Genomic DNA, 19174 nt, shown 5'->3' on the forward strand with positions numbered 1-19174 from the left:
TTACGCTCCCTGCGACGCGATAGGCGTCAATTAGTCCCTGAGACTGGCGCCCTGGTCCGCCCCATGGCGCCCAAGAGTCTCCATTCGCCGGACTCGAACGCCCAGATGTGCGTGATCTCGAAATGCTGGTCCACCGGCTCCCCGCCCGGCATGCGGGTCCGATGGGTGCGGTAGTAAATCACTGCCGTATTTCCGGAGAACGCAATGTTGCCGAACTCCAGGGTGAGTTCTTCCTGATCGATTCCACGCATCTGCTCGACCCCGGCCCGCAACTGGTCAATCCCCGACGGCTTTTGCCAGCCCGGAGGCCAACCCAAATAATGCTCCGAAGCGTTATCGACGTAATACTGAAGGTCACCCTGTCCGCGGGCTGCGTAGATGGCCTGCTCCTTTTCCCAGATCTCCGCCTTGGCTTGCTCCCGGTCGTAGCCCGGTGACGTGTAGCGTCCCAGGGCGCCGAGCAGTTTCCATTCGCCTGCCTCCCGGACCCAGACATGGGCAATGTCCGCCGTCTGGTCTACCGTTTCTCCATCGGGCAGGCGTGTCTTGTGCGTGCTGTAGTAGATCACCGCGGTGTTGCCGGAAAAAGTGATGTCGCCGAACTCCATGGCGATCTCCTCCTGGTCCTTGCCGCGCATCTGCTCGGCGCCCTCACGCAACTGCTCGACCCCGAGCGGGTCCGGCGAGCCCGGTGGCCAGCCCATGTAATCGCCAGCCGTTAAGCCCACGTAGACCCCCAGGTCGCCGCGGCTCCTGCCCTCGAAAATCGCCTGCTCCTTCGTCCAGATCTCATCCCTGGCGGCCGCCCGGTCGTATACCGCGTTACTCGAAGGCGGTCCGGCGCAGGCCGCGACGAGCATTGTCAGCAGCGGGATGGCCGCGCTACCTCCGAAATACTTCATCACTATTGTTTCTCCCCGTCTGTGTTGCGGTTGGCGGGCGGCACGAACCGCATCCATTCCATCAATTCCTCCACGCCCTCGGGGCGTGGGAACGCTTCGGGCATCGGTTCGCCCGGCCGGCGCTTGCGGCCGATTCCGCGAAACCAGTGCTCCAGGCCGGGCGGCAGAAACACCCAGAACAACTCCATATCTATGTCGCCGGTATTCTCAAGTATGTGGCGCGCATACCTGCCGAACAGCACGGTCGATCCTTCCGTGATCGGATACTCGTTTCCCTCGATCTCCACCCGCCCCTTGCCCTTGTGGACGAAGATCAGCTCGTGGTTGCGCCGGTGGCCGTGCTCGCGGATATGACAGCCCGGAGGCAGCAACTGCGTGCCCGACGTAAAGCCGTCGTAGGGCGTGTTCTCGGGCGTTAGCTTGAGGTCCACATAGCCCCGTGAAGGCAGCGGCTGCCAAAGGGACTCGCCCTCCTCGGGTCCGATCACCGCCCACCAGGGCTCATTGTGCCGTTCGTTCATCCCTCACCCCGTTCCCGCGACCGAAAGTGCATCATACTGCGGCTGGCGATGAGCCGAAGATCTCCGCTGCTCCGCCGGTACGACAGGCCTTTAGCGCGGATCGGTTTCCTGCTTGAGACCGGCGAGCCATTCTTCATCCTGTTCATAGCGTTTCAGGTCCGCGAAGTGAAAGCGCAATAGAGCTACAAGGAACAGAATGGCCGCAAAGTTCAGCGTATAAAGGATCCGAAAAAATACACCAACCCCATCGGTGTACGCAGCAATATTGCTCAATTGACTCACATCGAACAAACCCGAATCGGGCAACACGAAATGCAGGTAGTAGAACGGGTTGCTTTCACCGAGAGACTCCCTGAACAGCTCTCCATCCGCAATAAGCGCCAGTAACCCGGCAAGAAAAGGCGGCATGTACAGGGAAAGCATGAAGGCCATGGAACCGGAAAGCAGACCCAGGCTAAGCAGATAGACGATTTCAAAATGCCAATGAGCAGGTGTGCCTTCCTCCTGGAGCAAACTCATAAACAAGGCCAATTCGGTGCCCAGGATCAGCCAGAAGCCTGTTATCACGGTCATTGCGGCCAGGTATTTCCCAAGAAGGTACTCCCCCCGCGTCACGGATCCGGAGACTGCTTGCCTGGCCGTCCCCGAACCCATATCGCGGCGGACCCCGGTGGCGCCGAGGTAGAGAGTCGCGAGAATGCCGAGGAACACCGATACGCCGACGTACCAGACGATGACATTCGCACCAAAGCGCGCGAGTGACCTGTTGTAGCCGGCTTGCTCGTAGACGTCGACTTCGCCGGCCTCCTCTGTCTGCTGCGACTCGTCCTGCTGCGACTCGTACTGGGCAACCGCGTCCAACGCGTCCTCGACGTAAATGCGTGCTGCGGCGGCGGCCAGGCCGAGCACCATGGTCAGAATCGTGCAGAACAGCATGAAGCCCCTCAACCCCCGCCGCTGCAAAAGGCTCACAAGGCTTTCCCGGGCTATCTCGAAGACCGCGCTCATGGATTCCGCCTGCCGCCGGGATCTTCCGCCGGCGTGGTCAAGCTCTTCAGTTTGTCGGACACGCGCTCAAGACGATTGGAACGGTTCCGCCACCGGAGTCGGCCTCGGGGCGGGTAGCCGGATTCAATATGCTCGATTCGGCCATCCATTCCGACTATCGCCAGCACCGGCACCCCGGGCAAACGGAAACGTGTCCTGACTTCGGCGGCCGGATCGGTCAGCACACCGAAACTGAACGGGACCCACGGCACCGGCTCCTTAAACCTGCGTTCGGTCTTTTCTGACAGATCATCAATCTTCTCTCGAACCGTTTGCGGGTTCTCGCCCACGTTGACGGCCAGGAATTCAATGCCGCGATCGCTGAGCCAGTGGTTCAGACTTTGAAATTGTTCGAGACTCTCATCGCAGGTTGAGCACCAACTCGTCCAGAACTGGAGCACGACCACTTTCCGGTCGCGGAACTGCGACAACTCGACGCGCCTTCCATTAATGTCGAGCAAGGAAAAGTCGGACGCCGGTTCGCCCACTGCGATATTGCCCATACGCGCGACCGACCCAACCGTTAGTGCGTAGCTGGATTTCACGTATGAATGAAGCGCGACGGTAGCCACCCCAAAAACCAGGAGCCCCAGGATCCAGATTTCTCTGCGGCGCATAATCAGGAGTTTAAGCGTACTGTGCAAAGACTGCAGGTGTGTATCCTGGGGCGCCGATAGCAGCCTTTGCTGATGGCAGAATGGCGCAGGTGGCGCGCAATGGAATCTCCAATGAACAGCAACGTAGCAAGGCGGCAAATCCTGTCGATGGCCCTTGGCCTGATTCTGGCGACTCCGGTGTTGGCGCAGGAAAGCCATAAGGTGCTCGTGGTTGGCGCCTCGGGCGGCACCGGCCGCTTCATCATCGCCATGCTCGAAGAGCAGGGGTACGAGGTTGTGCCCACTAGCCGCAGTCCCGAAAGGGCGGCGGAACCGGTGGGAGGCGACTTCGCCTGGCGGCAGATGGACCTGACCTCAAGGGAAAGCGTGGACGCGGTCGTGAGGGACGTGGACTTCATTGTGACGGCGCATGGGGCAACCCAGGCGCAAGGACCGAACGATCCGGAGCAGGTCGATTGGATCGGCACCCGTTATCTCATTGACGTCGCCGGGAAAATCGGCGTGAAGCACTACGTGATGATCTCGGCGGCCAGCGCGGGGAACCCGGACTCGCCGCTGAACGAGAGATTCGGCAATGTCCTGGTATGGAAAGGACGCGCCGAGGACTACCTCCGCGAATCCGGCCTTCCCTATACGATCGTGCGCGGTCCGGGCCTCCGCGACAATCCCGGAGGGGAAAAGCCCATCGTCCTCGAACAGGGCGGTTCAGGCCGGCGCTTGATGGAACGCGAAGACCTGGCTACCGTCACGGTCGCCGTATTGAACAACGAAGCCGCCATGGGAAAAACCTTCGTCGCCCGTAACGCCGACGAAGGCGGCGCAGCGATAGATTTGAACCGGCAACTCGAAAGCCTGCAGCCGGATTAACGGCAGCAGGCTTCGAGGGCGGGACGCCCTCGCCAAGTGGATGTACTCGGCTTTGCTTACGCGGCGGAACCGAACCAGTTCTGGAATTCGGGCGCGGCGGGGGCCGGCAGACCGGTCTCCTCTTCGCAGCGGGCCTTCAGTTCCTCCGTGGTTCCGCCGAAATCGAACAGCAGAGTGTCGCCACGCTCGGTGGCCATGTCCGAACGCAGTTTCTCAGTCGCGCCGTCGTCCACCTCGCCGTCCTCATTGCAGACCACACCGTAGCGGCGCGCGCCATCCACACTAACCAGGCCGGCAGCGACATCGAAGCCCACCTGCTCGGCGGGACGCTTGAGCGGGTCGCCCCAGCCGCCGCCCCCCCAGGTGTCGAAGTACAGCAGGTCGCCCGGCTCCACCTTGATCCGGTCGCATTTCGACTGCAGCAATTCCTCGCTGCCGTCCGTGCGGTGCAGGATCTTGCGGCTGCGCTGTCCGGGCAGGCCGCCATTCACTCCCCAGGGATAGGTGAGCCAGCGGTCGTCATGGATCGAGATCTCGCCCGGTTCCAGGAACCGGTAACCCACCCGCAATGCGTTGCCGCCGCGGTGCAGGCCGGGACCGCCGCTGTCCGCCAGGGTCTCGTAGACGTCGATGCGCAATGGGAAGTAGCTCTCCAGGAATTCGTTCGGCACGTTGGTGAAGCTCGGCCACAGCGAATGGCCGTCGGGGCCGTCGCCGAAGGGCTTGCCGGGAATCCCGCCGAAGCCGATCTGGTAGAGCTGGTACCACTCGCCGTCGGCGCGCCGGTAGCCGGAATACATGAAGTGCGGGCTGTCGGAAAAGCCGGCCGCACACAAGAAATCCGGGTTGCCCTGCCCCAGCAGCCCGCCCAGGATGTCGAAAATGCGTCCCAGGGCGTGGGTGCGGCATGACAGCGCCGCCGGGAACCTGGGCTTGAGCAAGGTCCCCTCGGGAATGCGCACCTCCATCAGATCATAGAACCCGTCGTTGAACATGATCTGTGGATCGAAAACCATGATCATGTACACGCCGGCGAACATCTTGAACATTTCCTCGTTCAGGTAGAAGTTCACCGAGCTGATGGATTGGGGATCGGTGCCCTCGAAGTCGAAGATCACCTTCTCGCCCTCACGCCACATCGCGCACTTGATCTTGTACGGCCCCATGCCCAGCCCGTCGTCGCAGATGAAGTCCTCGAAATACTGCTTCGTCTCCGGCACCGTCATGTTGATGAGCGTGCCCATGGCACGCTTGTTACGGTCAAGCAGTTCTTCCAGCGCGGAGTAGTAGACGTCGTCGCCGAATCGCTCCGCCATCTCCAGCACGCGCTTCTCCGCGGTGCGGATGGCGGCCACGATGGCGTTGAAGTCGCTGCGGTTCCAGTGCGGCAGCCGGCAATTGTGAAGTATCAGGCGCAGGACATCTTCCTGCAGTTCGTCATTCTTGTAGATCTTGACCGGAGGCACACGAATGCCCTCCTCGAAGATCTGCCGGGCGTCGGTGGGCAGGCTGCCGGGCACCTTGCCGCCGATGTCGGTCATGTGTCCGAACATCGACGCGTAGGCGATCAGGCGCCCGTCCTTGTAGATCGGCCGCAGCAGCAGCCAGTCGTTGGCGTGGCTCACGGCCCCGTTACAGGCATAGGGGTCCGTGGTGAGGAACATGTCGCCTTCCTCGATCGTCCCGTCGTAGGCCTCCTTGAAGCCGTGAATGAAACTGCCGAACTGCCCCACGACCATCTTGCCTTCCAGGTTGGCGATCATGGGGAACTCGTCGTGCTGCTCGCGGATGCCGGGCGACATGGCGGTGCGGAACAGCACCGCGTCCATCTCCCAGCGGGCGTTGAGCATCGCGTTTTCGATGATGTCCAGCGTAATGGGATCCAGCTCCACGCGGTTATAGGGGCGTGGGCGGCTTTCTATGATTTGTGCAGGCATTGTCTAACTCCCGTTCAGGAATCTGAAGGCGTAATCAGGATGTTGCCGTATTCGTCCACCTGCCCCTCGTGAGCAGGGAGAATCAGCGTGGTCGAGTCCATCTCCAGAACGATGGCCGGGCCGTTTATCACGTTGCCGGCCTTCAGTTTGGAGCGGTCATACAGCATGGCTTCCTGCATGCCGCCATCGACGTAGATTTCGTGCGTGACCATTTCGGCGGCTGCAGGGCTGGCGTCGCCCTGGGCAACCCGTAATGCGCGCACCACCGTGGGCTTGCCCTCGGATACGGCACGCAGATTGACGAGCTCCTTGTCTTCGGGAAGTGCGAAGGTGAAAAGTTGCTCATGCATCTGATCGAATCTGTCTCCGATCACATCCAGGCCCTGCTGCCGCAAGTCGTCCAGTTCGAAATCGACGGTCAGCAGCAAACCCTGTCCGTGGTAGCGGATGTCCGCCTGGTAGCTCAGGGTCTGGTCACTGCGCGGAATGCCCTCCTCGTCCAGTGCCTGTGAAGCCTGCTCGGCAAGGTCCGCGAAAATATCCGCCGCTTCTTCGGCCTTGGTGCGCCCGAATCGCCGGATGAAGGTTCGCGAGGCTTCGTTGCGCACCCGCGTGGTGGCGTCGCCGTAGGCGCACAGCACGCCAGGCCCCGGAGGAATGATGACCGGCCAGGAACTCATGAGCCTGCCCAGCGCGTTGGCGTGCAAGGGGCCGGCTCCGCCGAAGGCGATCAGCGCGAATTCGCGCGGGTCGTGGCCCTGCTCCACCGATACCAGCCTCAGGGCGCCGTACATGTTCTCGTTCACCAGGCTTACGATGCCCGAGGCCGCCTCCATCAGCGAAAGCCCCAGGGCGTCGGCGATCTTCTGCACGGCGGCTTCGGCCGCGCCGCGGTCCAGCTTCATGTCGCCGCCAAGTCGCACCTCCGCCGGCAGGTAGCCGAGCACCACGTTGGCGTCGGTAACCGTCGGCTCCTCGCCACCCTTGGCGTAGGCCGCCGGTCCCGGATCGGCGCCGGCGCTCTGCGGTCCGACGCGCAGCGCGCCGGTGAGCTCCGGAACGTGGGCGATGGAACCGCCCCCGGCGCCCACGGTGCGCACGTCCACCGATGAAGCGCGCACGGTCACGTCCCCCACGGTGGTCTCGCGCCTCAATTGCGCCTGACCGTCCTGCACGAGCGCCACGTCGGTGGACGTGCCGCCCATGTCGAAGGTCAGCAGGTTGTTGTGATCGGCCTGCGAGGCAATCCAGATGGCGCCGGAAACGCCGCCGGCCGGGCCGCTCATCAGCAGGTTGACCGGGACGGCCTCGGCCGCGTCCGCGGAGGCCAGACCGCCGTCGGAGCGCAGCACGTGCAGTTGCACACCGCTCATCGTGTCGTTGAGCTGCTGCTCGAGGTTGCGTACGTAGGTCGCCACCTTCGGGCGCACATAGGAGTTGGCGACCGTGGTGATCGTGCGCTCGTATTCCTGCATCTCCGGAACGACTTCCGATGACAGCGACACCGGAACGCCGGGGAGAACGCGTTCGGCGACCTCACGGACCTGCTGCTCGTGCGCCGGGTTGGCGAAGGAGTTGATCAGCGACACGGTCAGCGCTTCCACGCCCTTCCCGGCCAGCTTCTGCAGTTCCGCCTCCAGGGACCCGACGTTGAGTTCGTGCACCACCGATCCGTCGGCGCCCACGCGCTCGTCCGCTTCGATGGTCAGCGCCAGCGGCGCGATCGGCAGGCTCTTGTTGTAGATCACCCATCCGCCCAAGCCGCCCGGCACGAAGGAACGGGCAATCTGCAGTACCTGCCGGTAGCCTTTGGTCGTAACCAGCCCTACCTTCGCGCCCGTCCCCGTGAGGATGGTATTGGTAGCGACCGTGGTCCCATGCATGACATGAGTGATGTCCCCGGGATCCACGTCCGCGTCGCCGCAAACCCGGTCGATGCCGTTGGACACGCCGATCGACGAATCCTCCGGCGTGCTGGGGACTTTTGCGGTGTACATCTCCCCCGACTGCTCGTTAACCAGGAGCAGGTCGGTAAAAGTACCGCCCACATCCACGCCCAAGCGAAAGCTCATGCTGTTTCTCCCGTGTGTATTTCAGTTCAGGCCTGCGCGCCCATGGCCACGTCCGGGAATATTCCCGCGCGTGGCAGCATCGCAGGCAAATCGCCGTGGCCGAGCTGCTCGCGCAGCCAGCCACTGGTTTCGATGATCTTCTTCAACGACACGCCGGTCTCCACTCCCGACCTCGACAGAAGGTAAAGCAGGTCGTCGGTCGGAATGTTGCCGGTCGCCAGCGGCGCAAAGGGGCAACCGCCTATCCCGCCGATGCTGGCGTCGATGGACGCCACGCCGGCATCCAGCGCCGCCTGGGCGTTGGCCAGCCCGGTGTTGCGCGTATTGTGCAGGTGCACCCGGATCGGCAGGCCGGGCAGACGTTCGGAAATACGCCCGAGAACGTCCGTGATCTGCGCCGGCACGGCCACGCCGATGGAATCGGCGATCCCCAGTTCCACCGGGTCGCCCTCGGCCACTCGTTCGGCGTACTCCACCACACGTTCCGGGGGAACCTCACCTTCGAAGGGGCAACCGAAGGCCGACGAAACCATGCAATTGGCCCGTATCCCTTCCTTCTTCGCTTCCTTCGCAATCTTGAGCCAGGCGTCGATGGATTCGAGGCTGGAGACACCCTGGTTGCGCCGGTTATAGGTGTCGCTGGACACCACGACCATGCCCACCTCGTCGATGCCGCAATCCCGGGCGCGTTCGAAGCCGCGCTGGTTCAGGATCAGGCCGATGAGAATCAGATCGTCGCGCTTCGGCACGCCGCGAACCACGTCTTCGGCATCGGCCATCTGCGGAACCCGCTTCGGGTGGACGAAACTGACTGCCTCCACCTTGCGTATCCCCGCGTCCACCGCGCGGCGAATGAAATCCAGCTTGACCTCGGTCGGCAACACTTCCTCGGATTGCAGGCCGTCCCGCGGACCCACTTCCACAATCGAAACACGACGCGCGCTGGCAGTCATCGAAATGCCGTCCCCCTCAAACCAAGGCAGCGTATTCTATACAATGTATGTTCAAACTTCATCATGGCCCGGCCCCGGAAACAAGCGGGGCCGGGCTTTTCGCACGATAAGGGGAACCACGAACATGACGGACAAGACCGGCCCGCTGGCCGATCTGAGGCTGATTGAACTCGGGGCGCTGCTGGCGGGCCCGTTCTGCGGGCAACTGATGGCGGATTTCGGCGCCGAGGTGATCAAGGTGGAAGCGCCGGACCGGCCGGATCCGATGCGTGACTGGGGCCAGGAGAAAGCCCACGGAATGTCGCTGTGGTGGCCGGTGATTTCCCGGAACAAAAAGGCGATCACGCTGAATCTTCGCGAGAAAGAGGGCCAGGATATCCTCAAGGAACTGGTCGCCCAGGCCGACTTCCTGCTGGAGAACTTCCGGCCGGGAACGCTGGAGCGCTGGAACCTGTCCTGGGAGGAACTGCACGACATCAATCCCGCGCTGATCCTGATACGCGTGTCCGGCTATGGGCAGACCGGCCCCTATTCCTCGCGGGCCGGCTACGGCGCGATCGGCGAGGCCATGGGCGGATTGCGCTACGTAGCCGGCGATCCCTCCACTCCGCCAAGCCGCGTGGGCATCAGCATAGGCGACCAGCTCGCGGCCACCTTCGCCTGCATCGGGGCCCTATCCGCCCTGCATCACCGCGAGCGCACGGGCGAAGGGCAGATCGTGGATTCCGCGATCTACGAGGCGGTGCTCAACATGATGGAATCGCTCGTCACCGAATACCAGCAGGCCGGCTATGTCCGCGAGCGCACCGGGTCCATTCTGCCGCGTGTGGCGCCGTCGAACGTCTATCCCACCAGGGACGGTACCTACATCCTGATCGCGGCCAACCAGGACAGCGTTTTCCGGCGCTTGAGCGCGGCCATGGGGCGGCCGGAACTGGCCGACGATCCCCGCTACTCCAGCCATGCCGCGCGTGGCGAGACGCAGACGGAACTCGATGAGCTTATCGCGGAATGGACCGCGACCAAGGACGCCGCCGAGCTGGAGGCGCTGATGGACGAGAGCGGCGTCCCGTCCGGCAAGATCTACCGGGCGCCGGAAATGCTCGAGGACGCGCACTTCAAGGCACGCGATGCGATCGTTTCGGTCATGCACCCGAAGTTCGGCGATCTGAAGATGCAGAACGTGGCGCCCAAGCTGTCGCTGACGCCCGGGCGGATACGGAACCCGGCGCCGGAGATCGGACAGCACAACGACGAAATCTACCGGGGCCTGCTCGACTACGACGATGACAGGCTCGCCGGACTGAAGGAACGGGGGATTATCTGAAATCATGGTGGAACTCGACCAGGACTACAGCCAGGCCGGTTTCGGCGGCTCGATCCAGCCCGGGGCCAGGCCCGCGCTGCTGATCATCGACTTCGTTCAGGCCTACCTGGACCCCGAATGCTCGCTCTACGCGGGCGTGGAGGAAGAACTGGCCCAGGCGGTGAACCTGCTGGGCGAATGCCGCAAGGCCGGCATACCCGTTTTTCACACCTGCGTGGAATATGACGCCGCCGGGGTGGAGGGCGGCGTGTTCTACCGCAAGGTGCCGGCGCTGGCCAACCTTGTGAAGGGGTCGCCCTATTGCGCTTTCGGCGACGGGCTGGAGCCGGCCGAGGGCGAGGTGGTGATCGTCAAGAAATACCCCAGTGCGTTCTTCGGCACGCACCTGGCGGCCACGCTGTCTTCGCTGGGAGTCGATACGCTGCTGATTTGCGGATTGACCACCAGCGGCTGCGTACGCGCCTCGGCAGTGGACGCGCTGCAGTACGGCTACATTCCGATCGTCGTTCGCGAGGCCACCGGCGACCGTGACGAGCGGCCGCACGAGGCCAACCTGTTCGACATCAGCAAGAAATTCGGCGAGGTCATCGGCATCGATGACGCCCGCCGATACCTGGCATCGTTATGATCGGCCCGATCAGTTGCGTGACGATCGCCGCGCCCGACCTGGGCGCGATGGAAGAGGCCTACGAGCTTCTGGGCTACCAGTCGACCGGCGGCGGACGGGTTTCGGGGGAGCTGGCGAAATTCTGGGGCGCCGAGGCGGTGGAAGGCGCGCAGTTCCTGCTCATGGCGCCGGCAACCACCACCGGATTTCATTTCCGGTTCGTGGAGCAGCCGGAAACGGAAGGCTACGCGGCCTATCGATGCTGGGGCTGGAACGCGGCCGAACTGATGGTGCAGGACACCGATGCGCTGGAGAAACAACTCCTCGGCACGCCCTTCCACATCCTGGGGCCTCCCGCGGACCTGTCCATCACGGACGCCATCCGCGCCATGCAGGTCCAGGGACCGGCCAAGGAATTCCTGTACCTCACCATGTTCAAGCGGAGGACGGAATTCGACGTGCCCGAGGCCGTGGATTTCGTCGACCGCACCTTCATCGTGATCCTCGGAGGGCCTTCGGTCGAGATGATCGGCGACGCCTGGGGCGAGCGCTTCGAACTCAGCTACGGCGAACCGCGTCCGGTGCGAATCACGGTCATGGGACAGGTCTACGGCCTGCCGTACGATCACCGCTTCATGCTGAGCACGATGTCCCTTTCCGGAAGCAACCTGATCGAACTCGACAGCATGCCGGAAACCGCCGAGCCGCGACCGCAGCGGGACGGCTGGCTGCCGCCGTCGATCAGCATGGTCAGCTTCGTTTCCGATTCGCTCGGAGAACACACGCTGAAGGACCAGCCGGGCGCACCTTATTACGGCCGCGAGGCCGGCATCTGGCGCGGTCCGGTAGGCGAGTGGGTGGAGCTCATCGCGCCCGTCTGAGCCGTGCTATTCTCCATTCAGGCTCCTTGAGAGGGAGGAATTCCAAATGTTTCGAAACGTTCACGCCCTGACGCCCGACGCCAATCACGACGAAGCTTCCCGCATGGACTTCGTCCGTGCTTTCCGGGCCCATCTCTCCGGCACGATCATGCCCGGCAACTTCTCCCTCTACGAAGAGAAGATCAAGCCGGCCATCGAAAAGGAAACCGGACGTCCGCCGCAGCATCGCGACGAAATTCGCAAGAAGATGATGTCGGAACCGTATTACCAGCTGTGGAGCGCGATGACCCGCCGCAGTCAGGAAATGATGTGGGACGCCACGGTGGACACGGTCGAGCGGCAACTTCCCGACATGATCGAACGCTTCCGGGCCACGCACGGGAACGCCGGCGGCAGCCTCGAGCTGAACCCGGACCTCGAAATTCCGCGCTACCACACGGTGCACGACATTCACATCCAGCCGGGCGGCTACCACACCGACCAGGTTGCCGACGACATCACGGCCGGCGCCCTGTACGAGACCGGCCTGCAGATGTACATGGCCGGAGCCTGGGGGCCGGAAGGGGATTTCCTGGGTCACATGCTGTGCAACGGCATGCGCGGAATCTGGCCGGATTTCCAGCCGAAACGCATCCTGGACATGGGCTGCGGCGCCGGCAACAGCACCCTGCCCTGGGGCAAGGTATTCCCCGATGCGGAGATCCATGCCATCGATGTCGGCGCACCCATGCTGCGCTACGCCCACACCCGGGCGGAGTCGCTGGGCGTTGCGGTGCACTTCAGCCAGCAGAACGCCGAATGCACCGACTACGAGGACGGCAGCTTCGACCTGGTCGTATCGCACATCATGCTGCACGAGACTTCCAAGAAGGCCCTGCCGCGCATCTTCGCCGAGACCCGCCGGCTGCTTGGCAGCGGCGGCCGGATGTTGCACTTCGACATCCCGCGCGGCGACACGCTGTTCGACCAGTTCATGCACGACTGGGAGAGCTACAACAACAACGAGTCCTTCGCCCGCTGCATGACCGACATCGACCTGGTCGCCGAAGCGGTCAAGGGCGGCTGGCCGGCGGACGAGGTGGGACTGGAACTCATGAAGTCCAACCTGGACGTCACCCAGCGCAACTACTCCCGGGACGAAATGAGCTTCAAGTCGCTGGCGGGAATTCGCGCATGAGCGCAGGCGAGGAAGCGCCCCGCCTGCGCCGCACCGCCAGGGGGAAACGGCCGCGCTACTTTTCCGACCCGGCAACCGACCGGCTCCTGGGGATCCTGATGTCGCTGATCGGCGAGGTGTCGGTGCTGCGCGACCGTCTGGACAGCGTCGAGCGCCTCATCGAGAAGGGCGGCCTGTTCAAGCGCGAGGACATCGACAACTTCCTGCCCGATGCGGAGGCCGAAGCCCAGCGCGAAGACACGCGCCGGCGCTACGTCGCGCGCGTGATGCGGGTCGTGCAGAACGAGATGGAAGAAAAGACGCCGGTGGCCGCCATGCCGCCGGTGGCCGAAGTCCACAGCCAGTTCGAGAAAGGCAAACTCTAGGCTTCGTTATCGGCGGCGCGTAGCTTCAGGCCGGCCAGTTCGGCCGTCATCTGGATCTGGCATGTCAGCCGGCTGTTGGGCTTGCGCTCGAGCGCGCAATCGAGCATGGCGTCTTCCATGTCGTCGATCGGAGGCAGCTTGTCGACCCACTCCTCGTCGATATAGCTGTGGCATGTCGCGCAGGCGCAGCAGCCGCCGCATTCCGCCACGATCCCTTCGACGTCGTTTTCCAGCGCAATCTCCATGAGAGTGCAGCCTTCGGGAACCTCGATATCACGCGGGTTCCCCTTGCAATCGACGAAATGCACCGTGGGCACTGAAATACCCCTTCCTAATACGCTTTTGGCGGATCAGCCGCCGTACTGGGCCAGCCGGGCCTCGAGGTCGCTGCGCCGCTTGACCTCTCTCCTCAGGTAGTTCTGCCACTGCGTGGCGGTTCTGCGCGTATCGCTGTCGCGCGCCGCGCGGGTGAAGGCGTCGCCCGCATCGTCGAATTCTTCCTTTTCGAACAGGCACTGCCCGAGCAGCATATAGGCCCTGCCCTCGCTCTTCAATTCGCCTTCCCGAAGGGCCTGACGGGCCGACGAAGCACAGTCGTCATACTCGCTCAAAGCGTTATAGGTTTCCGCCAGCCGCATGTAGAGCTCTCCCTTGTCCTCCACGTCCTCCTCGCTCTCGGCGGCCTTGCGCATAGGATCCAGGGCCTTGCGGTCCTCCCGCGCCATCTGCCAGGCCTGCGCGAGGTAGCGGTAATTCACGGCGGTCGCTTCGATTTCGCCGCTGTCCAAGCCCTCCTGCAGCACGACAGCCGCCTTGTAGGGGACTTCCCGCAGCATGAAGAGTTGGGCCATCGTCACGAGTTCGTTGCTTCGGTCCAGAAGTCCCTGGTCGTAAGCGCTCCAGAATGTCCAGAATTGCCGGGCCTCATCTTCCACCGTGGCGTAAAGACCCTGAACCTGAATCCAGTAATCCTTCTTTGGCCAGGTAGTCAGTAGGATCTTGCTTACTTCAAGGGCCTCGGGATACTGCTCCAATTCCCAATGCGCGGCAAGCTGGTATTTCAGCCAGTTCTCGTCGATTTCCATTCCGGCGTTCCGGGCGGCCTCGATCCCCAGAAGGATATAGTCCAGGGCGTTCTGCCAATCGTCCATCGCGAAATACACCTGCGTCAGGAAGATGTAGTCGTTTGGCTGCGGACTTTCCTGGGATTCGATCCACTGGAGACCGAACCTGATGGCCTCGGAATAATTCTCGACCTGTGCGTAGAGTCGCGACAGTGTTTGTATGGTCCCATAGTACAGGCCTTCGGGTATCACGTCCGGGCCACCGATCGCGATGACGCCGCGGAAGGACTGAATCGCACTGGGATAATCTTCCCTCTCGATGTGAATGAAGCCGTAGAAGTTGTTGGTCTGGGCGCGTTCGTAGGGCGTCAGGCCCCGCAGTTCGGTGATCTCCCGCAGCAATGCCTCGGCAGTGGCAAAGTCCTCTGCTTCCATGGCGTCCTGCGCCCTGGAAAAACGCCTGTGCACCCTCTCGCTCATGGCCTCGCTGCGCTTCGTCTTCTGCTCGTCCTGCTCTCCTTCCTGGGCCGGCGCGAAACCAGCCGGAACAAGCAGGGCAAGGCCCACAAGCCCCGCGAAGATTACGTTGAACCTGGCCTTCACTGCGTCAGTCTTCAATCTGGAACGTAATCCTGTGCCGCAGCCCGGGGACGGCGATGGCGGTGCCGTTCACGACGCGTGGTTTGTACTTGAACTTGAGCAGCGCCTGCACCGACGCCCGCTCGAACAGGGAGCTGGTGCACTCGATGACGCTTACGTCCGCCGTAGTACCCAGCGGCGTAACGGTGAACTGCAGGTCGCAGTGGCCTTCCAGCCCTCTCGACTGCGCGCGGCGCGGATACATCGGCGCCACCTTCACGATCGGCAGGTAGTCGCCCTCGGCCAGGCTGAAATCGCCCAACTCACCGTCCAGGCCCACATTCATGTCCGGGCTCGGGACCGACACTGCAACGGCCGAATCGAAGTCCGAACTGTCCATGTCCTGCTGTGGAAGCTCGGGGGGCTGTTCATCCACTTCGGGCGGGCGCTCGGGCTTCTCCTGCTTGCGCTCGACCGTCTCCTCGCGCTTGACCCGCACAAAGTCAACGAAACGCGCATCGAGCGCTTCGGTGATCGCCGCCTGACCGGTGGCGATCAGGAACTGCATAACCCAAAGCAGCGAGAGCGCGGCGAAACCGCCTATGGCCAAGGCCACGAAATAGCGCCCTACCCGGCGCTTGACCTTCTGTTGATCTGCCATGTCTTCCTCCTTCCCCTATTTTTCAATCTCGAAGGACAATCTCTGGCTCCTTCCGTATACCGCTATCGGAACGCCGTCGTTCACGCGCGGCTTGTATTTTGCTTTCTGCATGGCCCTTATGGAAGCCCGCTCAAACAGCGAACTGGTGCAATAGATTACCCGCACATCGGTTGTGGTTCCGAGTTCAGTTATGGAAAACTCCAGGTCGCAATATCCCTCCAGCCCCCTTCTCAACGCCGATTGCGGATAGATGGGATTGGGAGGCACCAGCGGCACGAGGTCACCATCGAAAACGAGAGTGCCCAGCGTCGACCCGGTACCCGTATCGACCACGGTAGGTGGCGGCGTTACGAAAACCGCCGGGCCCGTCACTTCGCCACCTGTAACTGTCGTGATAGGTGGCGGAGGCTCCTGTAATTCCGGCGGCCTGTCCGGCGGCTTTGGCGGCGGTGGGAGTTCCTCAGGAATTACACGCACAAAATCGACAAAACCTGTCGAGCGGTCCTCGGTGAGCGCCGCTTCGCCGGTGGTTATGAGGAATTGCATGAACCAGAGAAGCGCCAGCGCAGCTACGCCACCTACCGCCAATGCCAGCCCGTAGCGCTTTGACCAATGGAATCGTGGCTGTTGCTTGTCCATTTCTAGTCCTCCTACGCCATTCCGCGCAAGCTGACGCGAGTCGTCTTACGCGAACCGACTGACGCGAGTCGTCTGACGCGAATCGCGTCAATCATCTCTGGCCGCGATCGAAACGTCAAAAACGCCGGCCTGACGAGCGGAATCCATGACGCCGACCAGCGTTTCCGTATACGCCCGCTTGTCTGTCTGAATAATAACCGTACGCTTGGGATCCTCCGCGTGCAGGCGCTGTATGTTGGCCCGCACCGCTCTTGGATCGACGCGTCGCCGGTCGATCCAGATCTCGTTCCCCGCGCTGATGGCCACCAGGATGTTGGCCTTCTCCTGAATCCGTGCGGTTGGAGCGTCGGGCCGGTTCACGTCGATGCCCGCCTCCTTGATGAAGGAGGCTGTAACGATGAAGAAGATCAGCATGATGAACACCACGTCCAGCATGGGCGTGAGGTTGATCTCGGCCTTGCCGTCTTCACCTGCCGCTTGAATGATGGATTTGCGCATTTATGCTATAGCCGCCTTCGACGCGGGTCATCTGACGCGGACCGTCTGACGCAAACTGCGTCAGTCATCGCTGGCCGCAATCGATACGTTGAAGACGCCGGCCTGACGAGCGGAATCCATGACGCCGACCAGCGTTTCCGTATACGCCCGCTTGTCTGTCTGAATAATAACCGTACGCTTGGGATCCTCCGCGTGCAGGCGCTGTATGTTGGCCCGCACCGCTCTTGGATCGACGCGTCGCCGGTCGATCCAGATCTCGTTCCCCGCGCTGATGGCCACCAGGATGTTGGCCTTCTCCTGAATCCGTGCGGTTGGAGCGTCGGGCCGGTTCACGTCGATGCCCGCCTCCTTGATGAAGGAGGCTGTAACGATGAAGAAGATCAGCATGATGAACACCACGTCCAGCATGGGCGTGAGGTTGATCTCGGCCTTGGCTTCCTCGCCTGCGGCTTGAATGATGGATCTGCGCATTAGTGCTTTCTCCAGTTGATTTCGTGCGTCCGGACCAGGGTTCAGTGATCCATCGTCAGGTGCTCTTCCAGCTCCTCCACCTCACGATCGGCGCGCCGGGTGAGGTAGGTCGTCCAGAAAACGCCCGACAGTGCGCCCACCATGCCCGCCATGGTGGGGATGGTGGCCTTGGACACGCCTGAGGCCATGGACCGCGGATTGCCGCTGCCGGCAACGGCCATGACGTCGAACACTTCGATCATTCCCGTAACTGTGCCCAACAGTCCCAGGAGCGGACAGAGCGCCACCAGCGTCTGTACGATCGGCAGCGAGCGACGCACGGCCATATTGAACTCCGAGATCATCCGGTCGCGGATCTGGTGGGCCTCCCAGGACTGGCGTTCGTGGCGTGCTTCCCAGTCCTCGTAGATGGCGTCGCGCCGCTTGCCGAGCTCGACCCGGTAAAACACCAGCCGCTCGAAGACCAGCATCCACATAAGGAAGATGGTCAGCGCAATCAGGAACAGGACGTCTCCGCCGAGTTCCATGAAGTCACGGATCGCCTCGAAGGCGTCGTAGAACCAGCTAAACATGGTCAACGAAACCGATCAGTCGCTCCTCCGTTCCGGCCCGGCTATTCCGGAGCCTTGTTCTGGGCTTCGGAATGCTCCGCCACGATGCCGGTGCTCTGCTCCTGCAGGATCTGCACGATGCGGCGGCTGCGTCCGCTCACCACGGTATGCAGCAACACCATCGGTATCGCGACGCTCAGGCCCAGTACGGTGGTGACCAGCGCCTGCGAGATGCCGCCCGCCATCAGCTTGGGATCGCCGGTGCCGAACAGCGTGATCGCCTGGAAGGTCTTGATCATGCCGGTAACGGTTCCCAGCAGACCCATCAGCGGCGCCACCACCGAGATGATCTGTATGAACAGCAACGAGCGGTTCAGCTTGGGCGTTTCCTTGAAGATGGCCTCGCCCAGCTTGAGTTCCAGCGTCTCCGTGTCCACGTCCTTGTTCTCGTGGTAAACCGCGAGCACGCGGCCCAGCGCATTGTCGTCGGATGGCGTGGAACTGCGCAGCTGCGCCGTTACCTTGCGGCTGGCCAGCGATAGAGTCACGAGGCGTTCCAGCGAAATCAGAAGGCCAATGACGCCCAGGGCGAGGATGAGATAGCCCACCAATGCGCCCTGCTGTATGCGCTCCACCAGGTTTGGTTGGCCGACCAGCGAATTGAGCACGCCGCCCAGCGTCGGATCCAGTCCGAAGCGCACCACGTCACCGGAATCGGCGCCGAGCAGGTCTTCCGTGCTGCCCGTGTAGCGGCCGGCCTCCGGCTGGCGGCCGAGCTCGGTCAGGTTGCCGGTTTCCGGCCGATAGGCCAGGTACTTGCCGTCGGACACGATATTGAACAGGCCGACCCGCACCACGTCTGTCGGCTCGCGTTGGCCGTCCAGAGAGATCACGTCCGTACTGAACCGCACGATCTTCGCCGATTCGGTCATTTCGCGCTGCAGTTCCCACCACAACCGTTCCATCTCCTCTATGGAAGGCAGTTCGATTCCGGACCCCAGCTTCTCTGCCAGCGAGGTGAGAAAGGCCGATCTTTCCGGGTATTGCACATTCGTGAGCGAGTTCTCGAAATTGGAACGCGCATCACCCGCGACCTGCTGGGTGACGCCGAACAGTTCCTTGAGCGCGCCCAGCCGCTCGTCGCGGGTCTGCATCAGCGCCGCGATGCGGCGCTCGTTCTCGCCGTACTCGTTCTCCAGGCGCTGGCTGCGGCGTTCCTCGGCCGACTTCTCGGCGTTCGCCTCGTTCAGCAGTCTTTGCTGCTCCCCGCGAGCCTGGCGGAACTGCTCCTCGCGGGCGCGCATTTCCTCGTTGTCGCGAACGGCGCCCTGCTCGACCAGGTCCAGCAGTTCATCCAGTGTCAGCGCTTCCTGCGCCTGCAGGGGCAAAGCCAGCAGCAGGCCCAGCACGGAGCCGGCAATCGTTCTTGTCATCGTCA

20 protein-coding genes and 1 pseudogene are annotated in these 19174 nt (G+C 62.6%); 6 read left to right on the top strand and 15 right to left on the bottom strand.

Going from position 1 to position 19174, the window contains the following annotated elements:
• Positions 1-26: 26 nt before the first annotated feature.
• The 4 genes from F4Y72_02000 to F4Y72_02015 all read right to left on the bottom strand — a co-directional run bounded on the left by F4Y72_02000 (position 27) and on the right by F4Y72_02015 (position 3285).
• Positions 27-959, bottom strand: coding sequence for a nuclear transport factor 2 family protein (locus tag F4Y72_02000; protein ID MXZ27059.1), 933 nt, complete (start codon positions 957-959; stop codon positions 27-29).
• Positions 905-1423, bottom strand: a complete 519-nt coding sequence (locus F4Y72_02005; protein MXZ27060.1) for a cupin domain-containing protein — start codon at positions 1421-1423, stop codon at positions 905-907. The genes F4Y72_02000 and F4Y72_02005 overlap by 55 nt, the downstream gene beginning before the upstream one ends.
• Before the next feature lie 90 nt (positions 1424-1513).
• Entirely contained in the window at positions 1514-2431 is a 918-nt protein-coding gene (locus tag F4Y72_02010) for an ABC transporter permease subunit (GenBank protein MXZ27061.1), read from the bottom strand.
• Positions 2428-3285, bottom strand: coding sequence for a TlpA family protein disulfide reductase (locus tag F4Y72_02015; GenBank protein ID MXZ27062.1), 858 nt, complete (start codon positions 3283-3285; stop codon positions 2428-2430). The genes F4Y72_02010 and F4Y72_02015 overlap by 4 nt, the downstream gene beginning before the upstream one ends.
• Between F4Y72_02015 and F4Y72_02020 the strand changes: the two genes are divergently transcribed.
• Positions 3160-3954 carry an SDR family oxidoreductase gene (locus tag F4Y72_02020; protein ID MXZ27063.1) on the top strand — a complete coding sequence of 265 codons (795 nt, stop codon included), beginning with the start codon at positions 3160-3162 and terminating at the stop codon, positions 3952-3954. The two genes, F4Y72_02015 and F4Y72_02020, sit on opposite strands and share 126 nt — an antisense overlap.
• Positions 3955-4010: 56 nt before the next feature.
• Here F4Y72_02020 and F4Y72_02025 read toward each other — a convergent pair whose 3' ends face one another.
• The 3 genes from F4Y72_02025 to F4Y72_02035 are packed head-to-tail and all read right to left on the bottom strand — an operon-like array spanning position 4011 to position 8916.
• The gene (locus tag F4Y72_02025) at positions 4011-5891 is read right to left on the bottom strand and encodes a hydantoinase B/oxoprolinase family protein (protein ID MXZ27064.1); all 1881 of its coding nucleotides are present in this window, start codon (positions 5889-5891) and stop codon (positions 4011-4013) included.
• Positions 5892-5905: 14 nt separating this feature from the next.
• Positions 5906-7963 carry a hydantoinase/oxoprolinase family protein gene (locus F4Y72_02030; protein MXZ27065.1) on the bottom strand — a complete coding sequence of 686 codons (2058 nt, stop codon included), beginning with the start codon at positions 7961-7963 and terminating at the stop codon, positions 5906-5908.
• A gap of 26 nt (positions 7964-7989) precedes the next feature.
• Positions 7990-8916, bottom strand: a complete 927-nt coding sequence (locus tag F4Y72_02035) for a hydroxymethylglutaryl-CoA lyase (protein MXZ27066.1) — start codon at positions 8914-8916, stop codon at positions 7990-7992.
• A gap of 124 nt (positions 8917-9040) precedes the next feature.
• On the opposite strand from F4Y72_02035, the gene F4Y72_02040 reads away from it, so the two are divergent.
• The 5 genes and pseudogenes from F4Y72_02040 to F4Y72_02060 all read left to right on the top strand — a co-directional run bounded on the left by F4Y72_02040 (position 9041) and on the right by F4Y72_02060 (position 13186).
• Positions 9041-10243 carry a CoA transferase gene (locus F4Y72_02040; protein ID MXZ27067.1) on the top strand — a complete coding sequence of 401 codons (1203 nt, stop codon included), beginning with the start codon at positions 9041-9043 and terminating at the stop codon, positions 10241-10243.
• 4 nt (positions 10244-10247) lie between these two features.
• Entirely contained in the window at positions 10248-10871 is a 624-nt protein-coding gene (locus tag F4Y72_02045; GenBank protein ID MXZ27068.1) for an isochorismatase family protein, read from the top strand.
• The gene (locus F4Y72_02050; GenBank protein MXZ27069.1) at positions 10868-11731 is read left to right on the top strand and encodes a hypothetical protein; all 864 of its coding nucleotides are present in this window, start codon (positions 10868-10870) and stop codon (positions 11729-11731) included. The genes F4Y72_02045 and F4Y72_02050 overlap by 4 nt, the downstream gene beginning before the upstream one ends.
• Before the next feature lie 46 nt (positions 11732-11777).
• A complete protein-coding gene (locus F4Y72_02055) occupies positions 11778-12908 on the top strand; it encodes a class I SAM-dependent methyltransferase (GenBank protein MXZ27070.1) in 1131 nt (376 codons plus the stop codon).
• A gap of 23 nt (positions 12909-12931) precedes the next feature.
• Positions 12932-13186: pseudogene (locus F4Y72_02060) on the top strand (hypothetical protein).
• Positions 13187-13269: 83 nt separating this feature from the next.
• Here the strand turns inward: F4Y72_02060 and F4Y72_02065 are convergent.
• From F4Y72_02065 to F4Y72_02100, 8 genes are all read right to left on the bottom strand, one after another.
• Complete coding sequence (locus tag F4Y72_02065) at positions 13270-13590, bottom strand: 2Fe-2S iron-sulfur cluster binding domain-containing protein (protein ID MXZ27071.1); 321 nt, start codon at positions 13588-13590, stop codon at positions 13270-13272.
• A gap of 33 nt (positions 13591-13623) precedes the next feature.
• The gene (locus F4Y72_02070) at positions 13624-14940 is read right to left on the bottom strand and encodes a tetratricopeptide repeat protein (protein MXZ27072.1); all 1317 of its coding nucleotides are present in this window, start codon (positions 14938-14940) and stop codon (positions 13624-13626) included.
• A 4-nt stretch (positions 14941-14944) separates the two neighbouring features.
• Positions 14945-15577 carry a TonB family protein gene (locus F4Y72_02075; GenBank protein MXZ27073.1) on the bottom strand — a complete coding sequence of 211 codons (633 nt, stop codon included), beginning with the start codon at positions 15575-15577 and terminating at the stop codon, positions 14945-14947.
• A gap of 15 nt (positions 15578-15592) precedes the next feature.
• The gene (locus F4Y72_02080) at positions 15593-16216 is read right to left on the bottom strand and encodes an energy transducer TonB (GenBank protein ID MXZ27074.1); all 624 of its coding nucleotides are present in this window, start codon (positions 16214-16216) and stop codon (positions 15593-15595) included.
• A gap of 87 nt (positions 16217-16303) precedes the next feature.
• Positions 16304-16714 (bottom strand): biopolymer transporter ExbD, encoded by a 411-nt coding sequence (locus tag F4Y72_02085; protein MXZ27075.1) that lies wholly within the window; start codon positions 16712-16714, stop codon positions 16304-16306.
• Between the two features lie 60 nt (positions 16715-16774).
• Positions 16775-17185, bottom strand: coding sequence for a biopolymer transporter ExbD (locus tag F4Y72_02090; GenBank protein MXZ27076.1), 411 nt, complete (start codon positions 17183-17185; stop codon positions 16775-16777).
• Between the two features lie 41 nt (positions 17186-17226).
• The gene (locus tag F4Y72_02095) at positions 17227-17757 is read right to left on the bottom strand and encodes a MotA/TolQ/ExbB proton channel family protein (protein MXZ27077.1); all 531 of its coding nucleotides are present in this window, start codon (positions 17755-17757) and stop codon (positions 17227-17229) included.
• 41 nt (positions 17758-17798) lie between these two features.
• Positions 17799-19169 (bottom strand): energy transducer TonB, encoded by a 1371-nt coding sequence (locus F4Y72_02100; protein ID MXZ27078.1) that lies wholly within the window; start codon positions 19167-19169, stop codon positions 17799-17801.
• Positions 19170-19174: the final 5 nt, after the last annotated feature.

The sequence above is a fragment of the Gammaproteobacteria bacterium genome (genome assembly GCA_009838035.1).
GTDB lineage: Bacteria > Pseudomonadota > Gammaproteobacteria > Steroidobacterales > Foliamicaceae > Foliamicus.

What these genes read in the sequence shown, in the direction of transcription:
- F4Y72_02000 (MXZ27059.1), bottom strand. Translation starts at nt 959, where the DNA reads ATGGATGCGGTTCGTGCCGCCCGCCAACCGCAACACAGACGGGGAGAA.
- F4Y72_02005 (MXZ27060.1), bottom strand. Translation starts at nt 1,423, where the DNA reads ATGAACGAACGGCACAATGAGCCCTGGTGGGCGGTGATCGGACCCGAG.
- F4Y72_02010 (MXZ27061.1), bottom strand. Translation starts at nt 2,431, where the DNA reads ATGAGCGCGGTCTTCGAGATAGCCCGGGAAAGCCTTGTGAGCCTTTTG.
- F4Y72_02020 (MXZ27063.1), top strand. Translation starts at nt 3,160, where the DNA reads ATGGCAGAATGGCGCAGGTGGCGCGCAATGGAATCTCCAATGAACAGC.
- F4Y72_02015 (MXZ27062.1), bottom strand. Translation starts at nt 3,285, where the DNA reads ATGGCTTTCCTGCGCCAACACCGGAGTCGCCAGAATCAGGCCAAGGGC.
- F4Y72_02025 (MXZ27064.1), bottom strand. Translation starts at nt 5,891, where the DNA reads ATGCCTGCACAAATCATAGAAAGCCGCCCACGCCCCTATAACCGCGTG.
- F4Y72_02030 (MXZ27065.1), bottom strand. Translation starts at nt 7,963, where the DNA reads ATGAGCTTTCGCTTGGGCGTGGATGTGGGCGGTACTTTTACCGACCTG.
- F4Y72_02035 (MXZ27066.1), bottom strand. Translation starts at nt 8,916, where the DNA reads ATGACTGCCAGCGCGCGTCGTGTTTCGATTGTGGAAGTGGGTCCGCGG.
- F4Y72_02040 (MXZ27067.1), top strand. Translation starts at nt 9,041, where the DNA reads ATGACGGACAAGACCGGCCCGCTGGCCGATCTGAGGCTGATTGAACTC.
- F4Y72_02045 (MXZ27068.1), top strand. Translation starts at nt 10,248, where the DNA reads ATGGTGGAACTCGACCAGGACTACAGCCAGGCCGGTTTCGGCGGCTCG.
- F4Y72_02050 (MXZ27069.1), top strand. Translation starts at nt 10,868, where the DNA reads ATGATCGGCCCGATCAGTTGCGTGACGATCGCCGCGCCCGACCTGGGC.
- F4Y72_02055 (MXZ27070.1), top strand. Translation starts at nt 11,778, where the DNA reads ATGTTTCGAAACGTTCACGCCCTGACGCCCGACGCCAATCACGACGAA.
- F4Y72_02075 (MXZ27073.1), bottom strand. Translation starts at nt 15,577, where the DNA reads ATGGCAGATCAACAGAAGGTCAAGCGCCGGGTAGGGCGCTATTTCGTG.
- F4Y72_02080 (MXZ27074.1), bottom strand. Translation starts at nt 16,216, where the DNA reads ATGGACAAGCAACAGCCACGATTCCATTGGTCAAAGCGCTACGGGCTG.
- F4Y72_02085 (MXZ27075.1), bottom strand. Translation starts at nt 16,714, where the DNA reads ATGCGCAAATCCATCATTCAAGCGGCAGGTGAAGACGGCAAGGCCGAG.
- F4Y72_02090 (MXZ27076.1), bottom strand. Translation starts at nt 17,185, where the DNA reads ATGCGCAGATCCATCATTCAAGCCGCAGGCGAGGAAGCCAAGGCCGAG.
- F4Y72_02095 (MXZ27077.1), bottom strand. Translation starts at nt 17,757, where the DNA reads ATGTTTAGCTGGTTCTACGACGCCTTCGAGGCGATCCGTGACTTCATG.
- F4Y72_02100 (MXZ27078.1), bottom strand. Translation starts at nt 19,169, where the DNA reads ATGACAAGAACGATTGCCGGCTCCGTGCTGGGCCTGCTGCTGGCTTTG.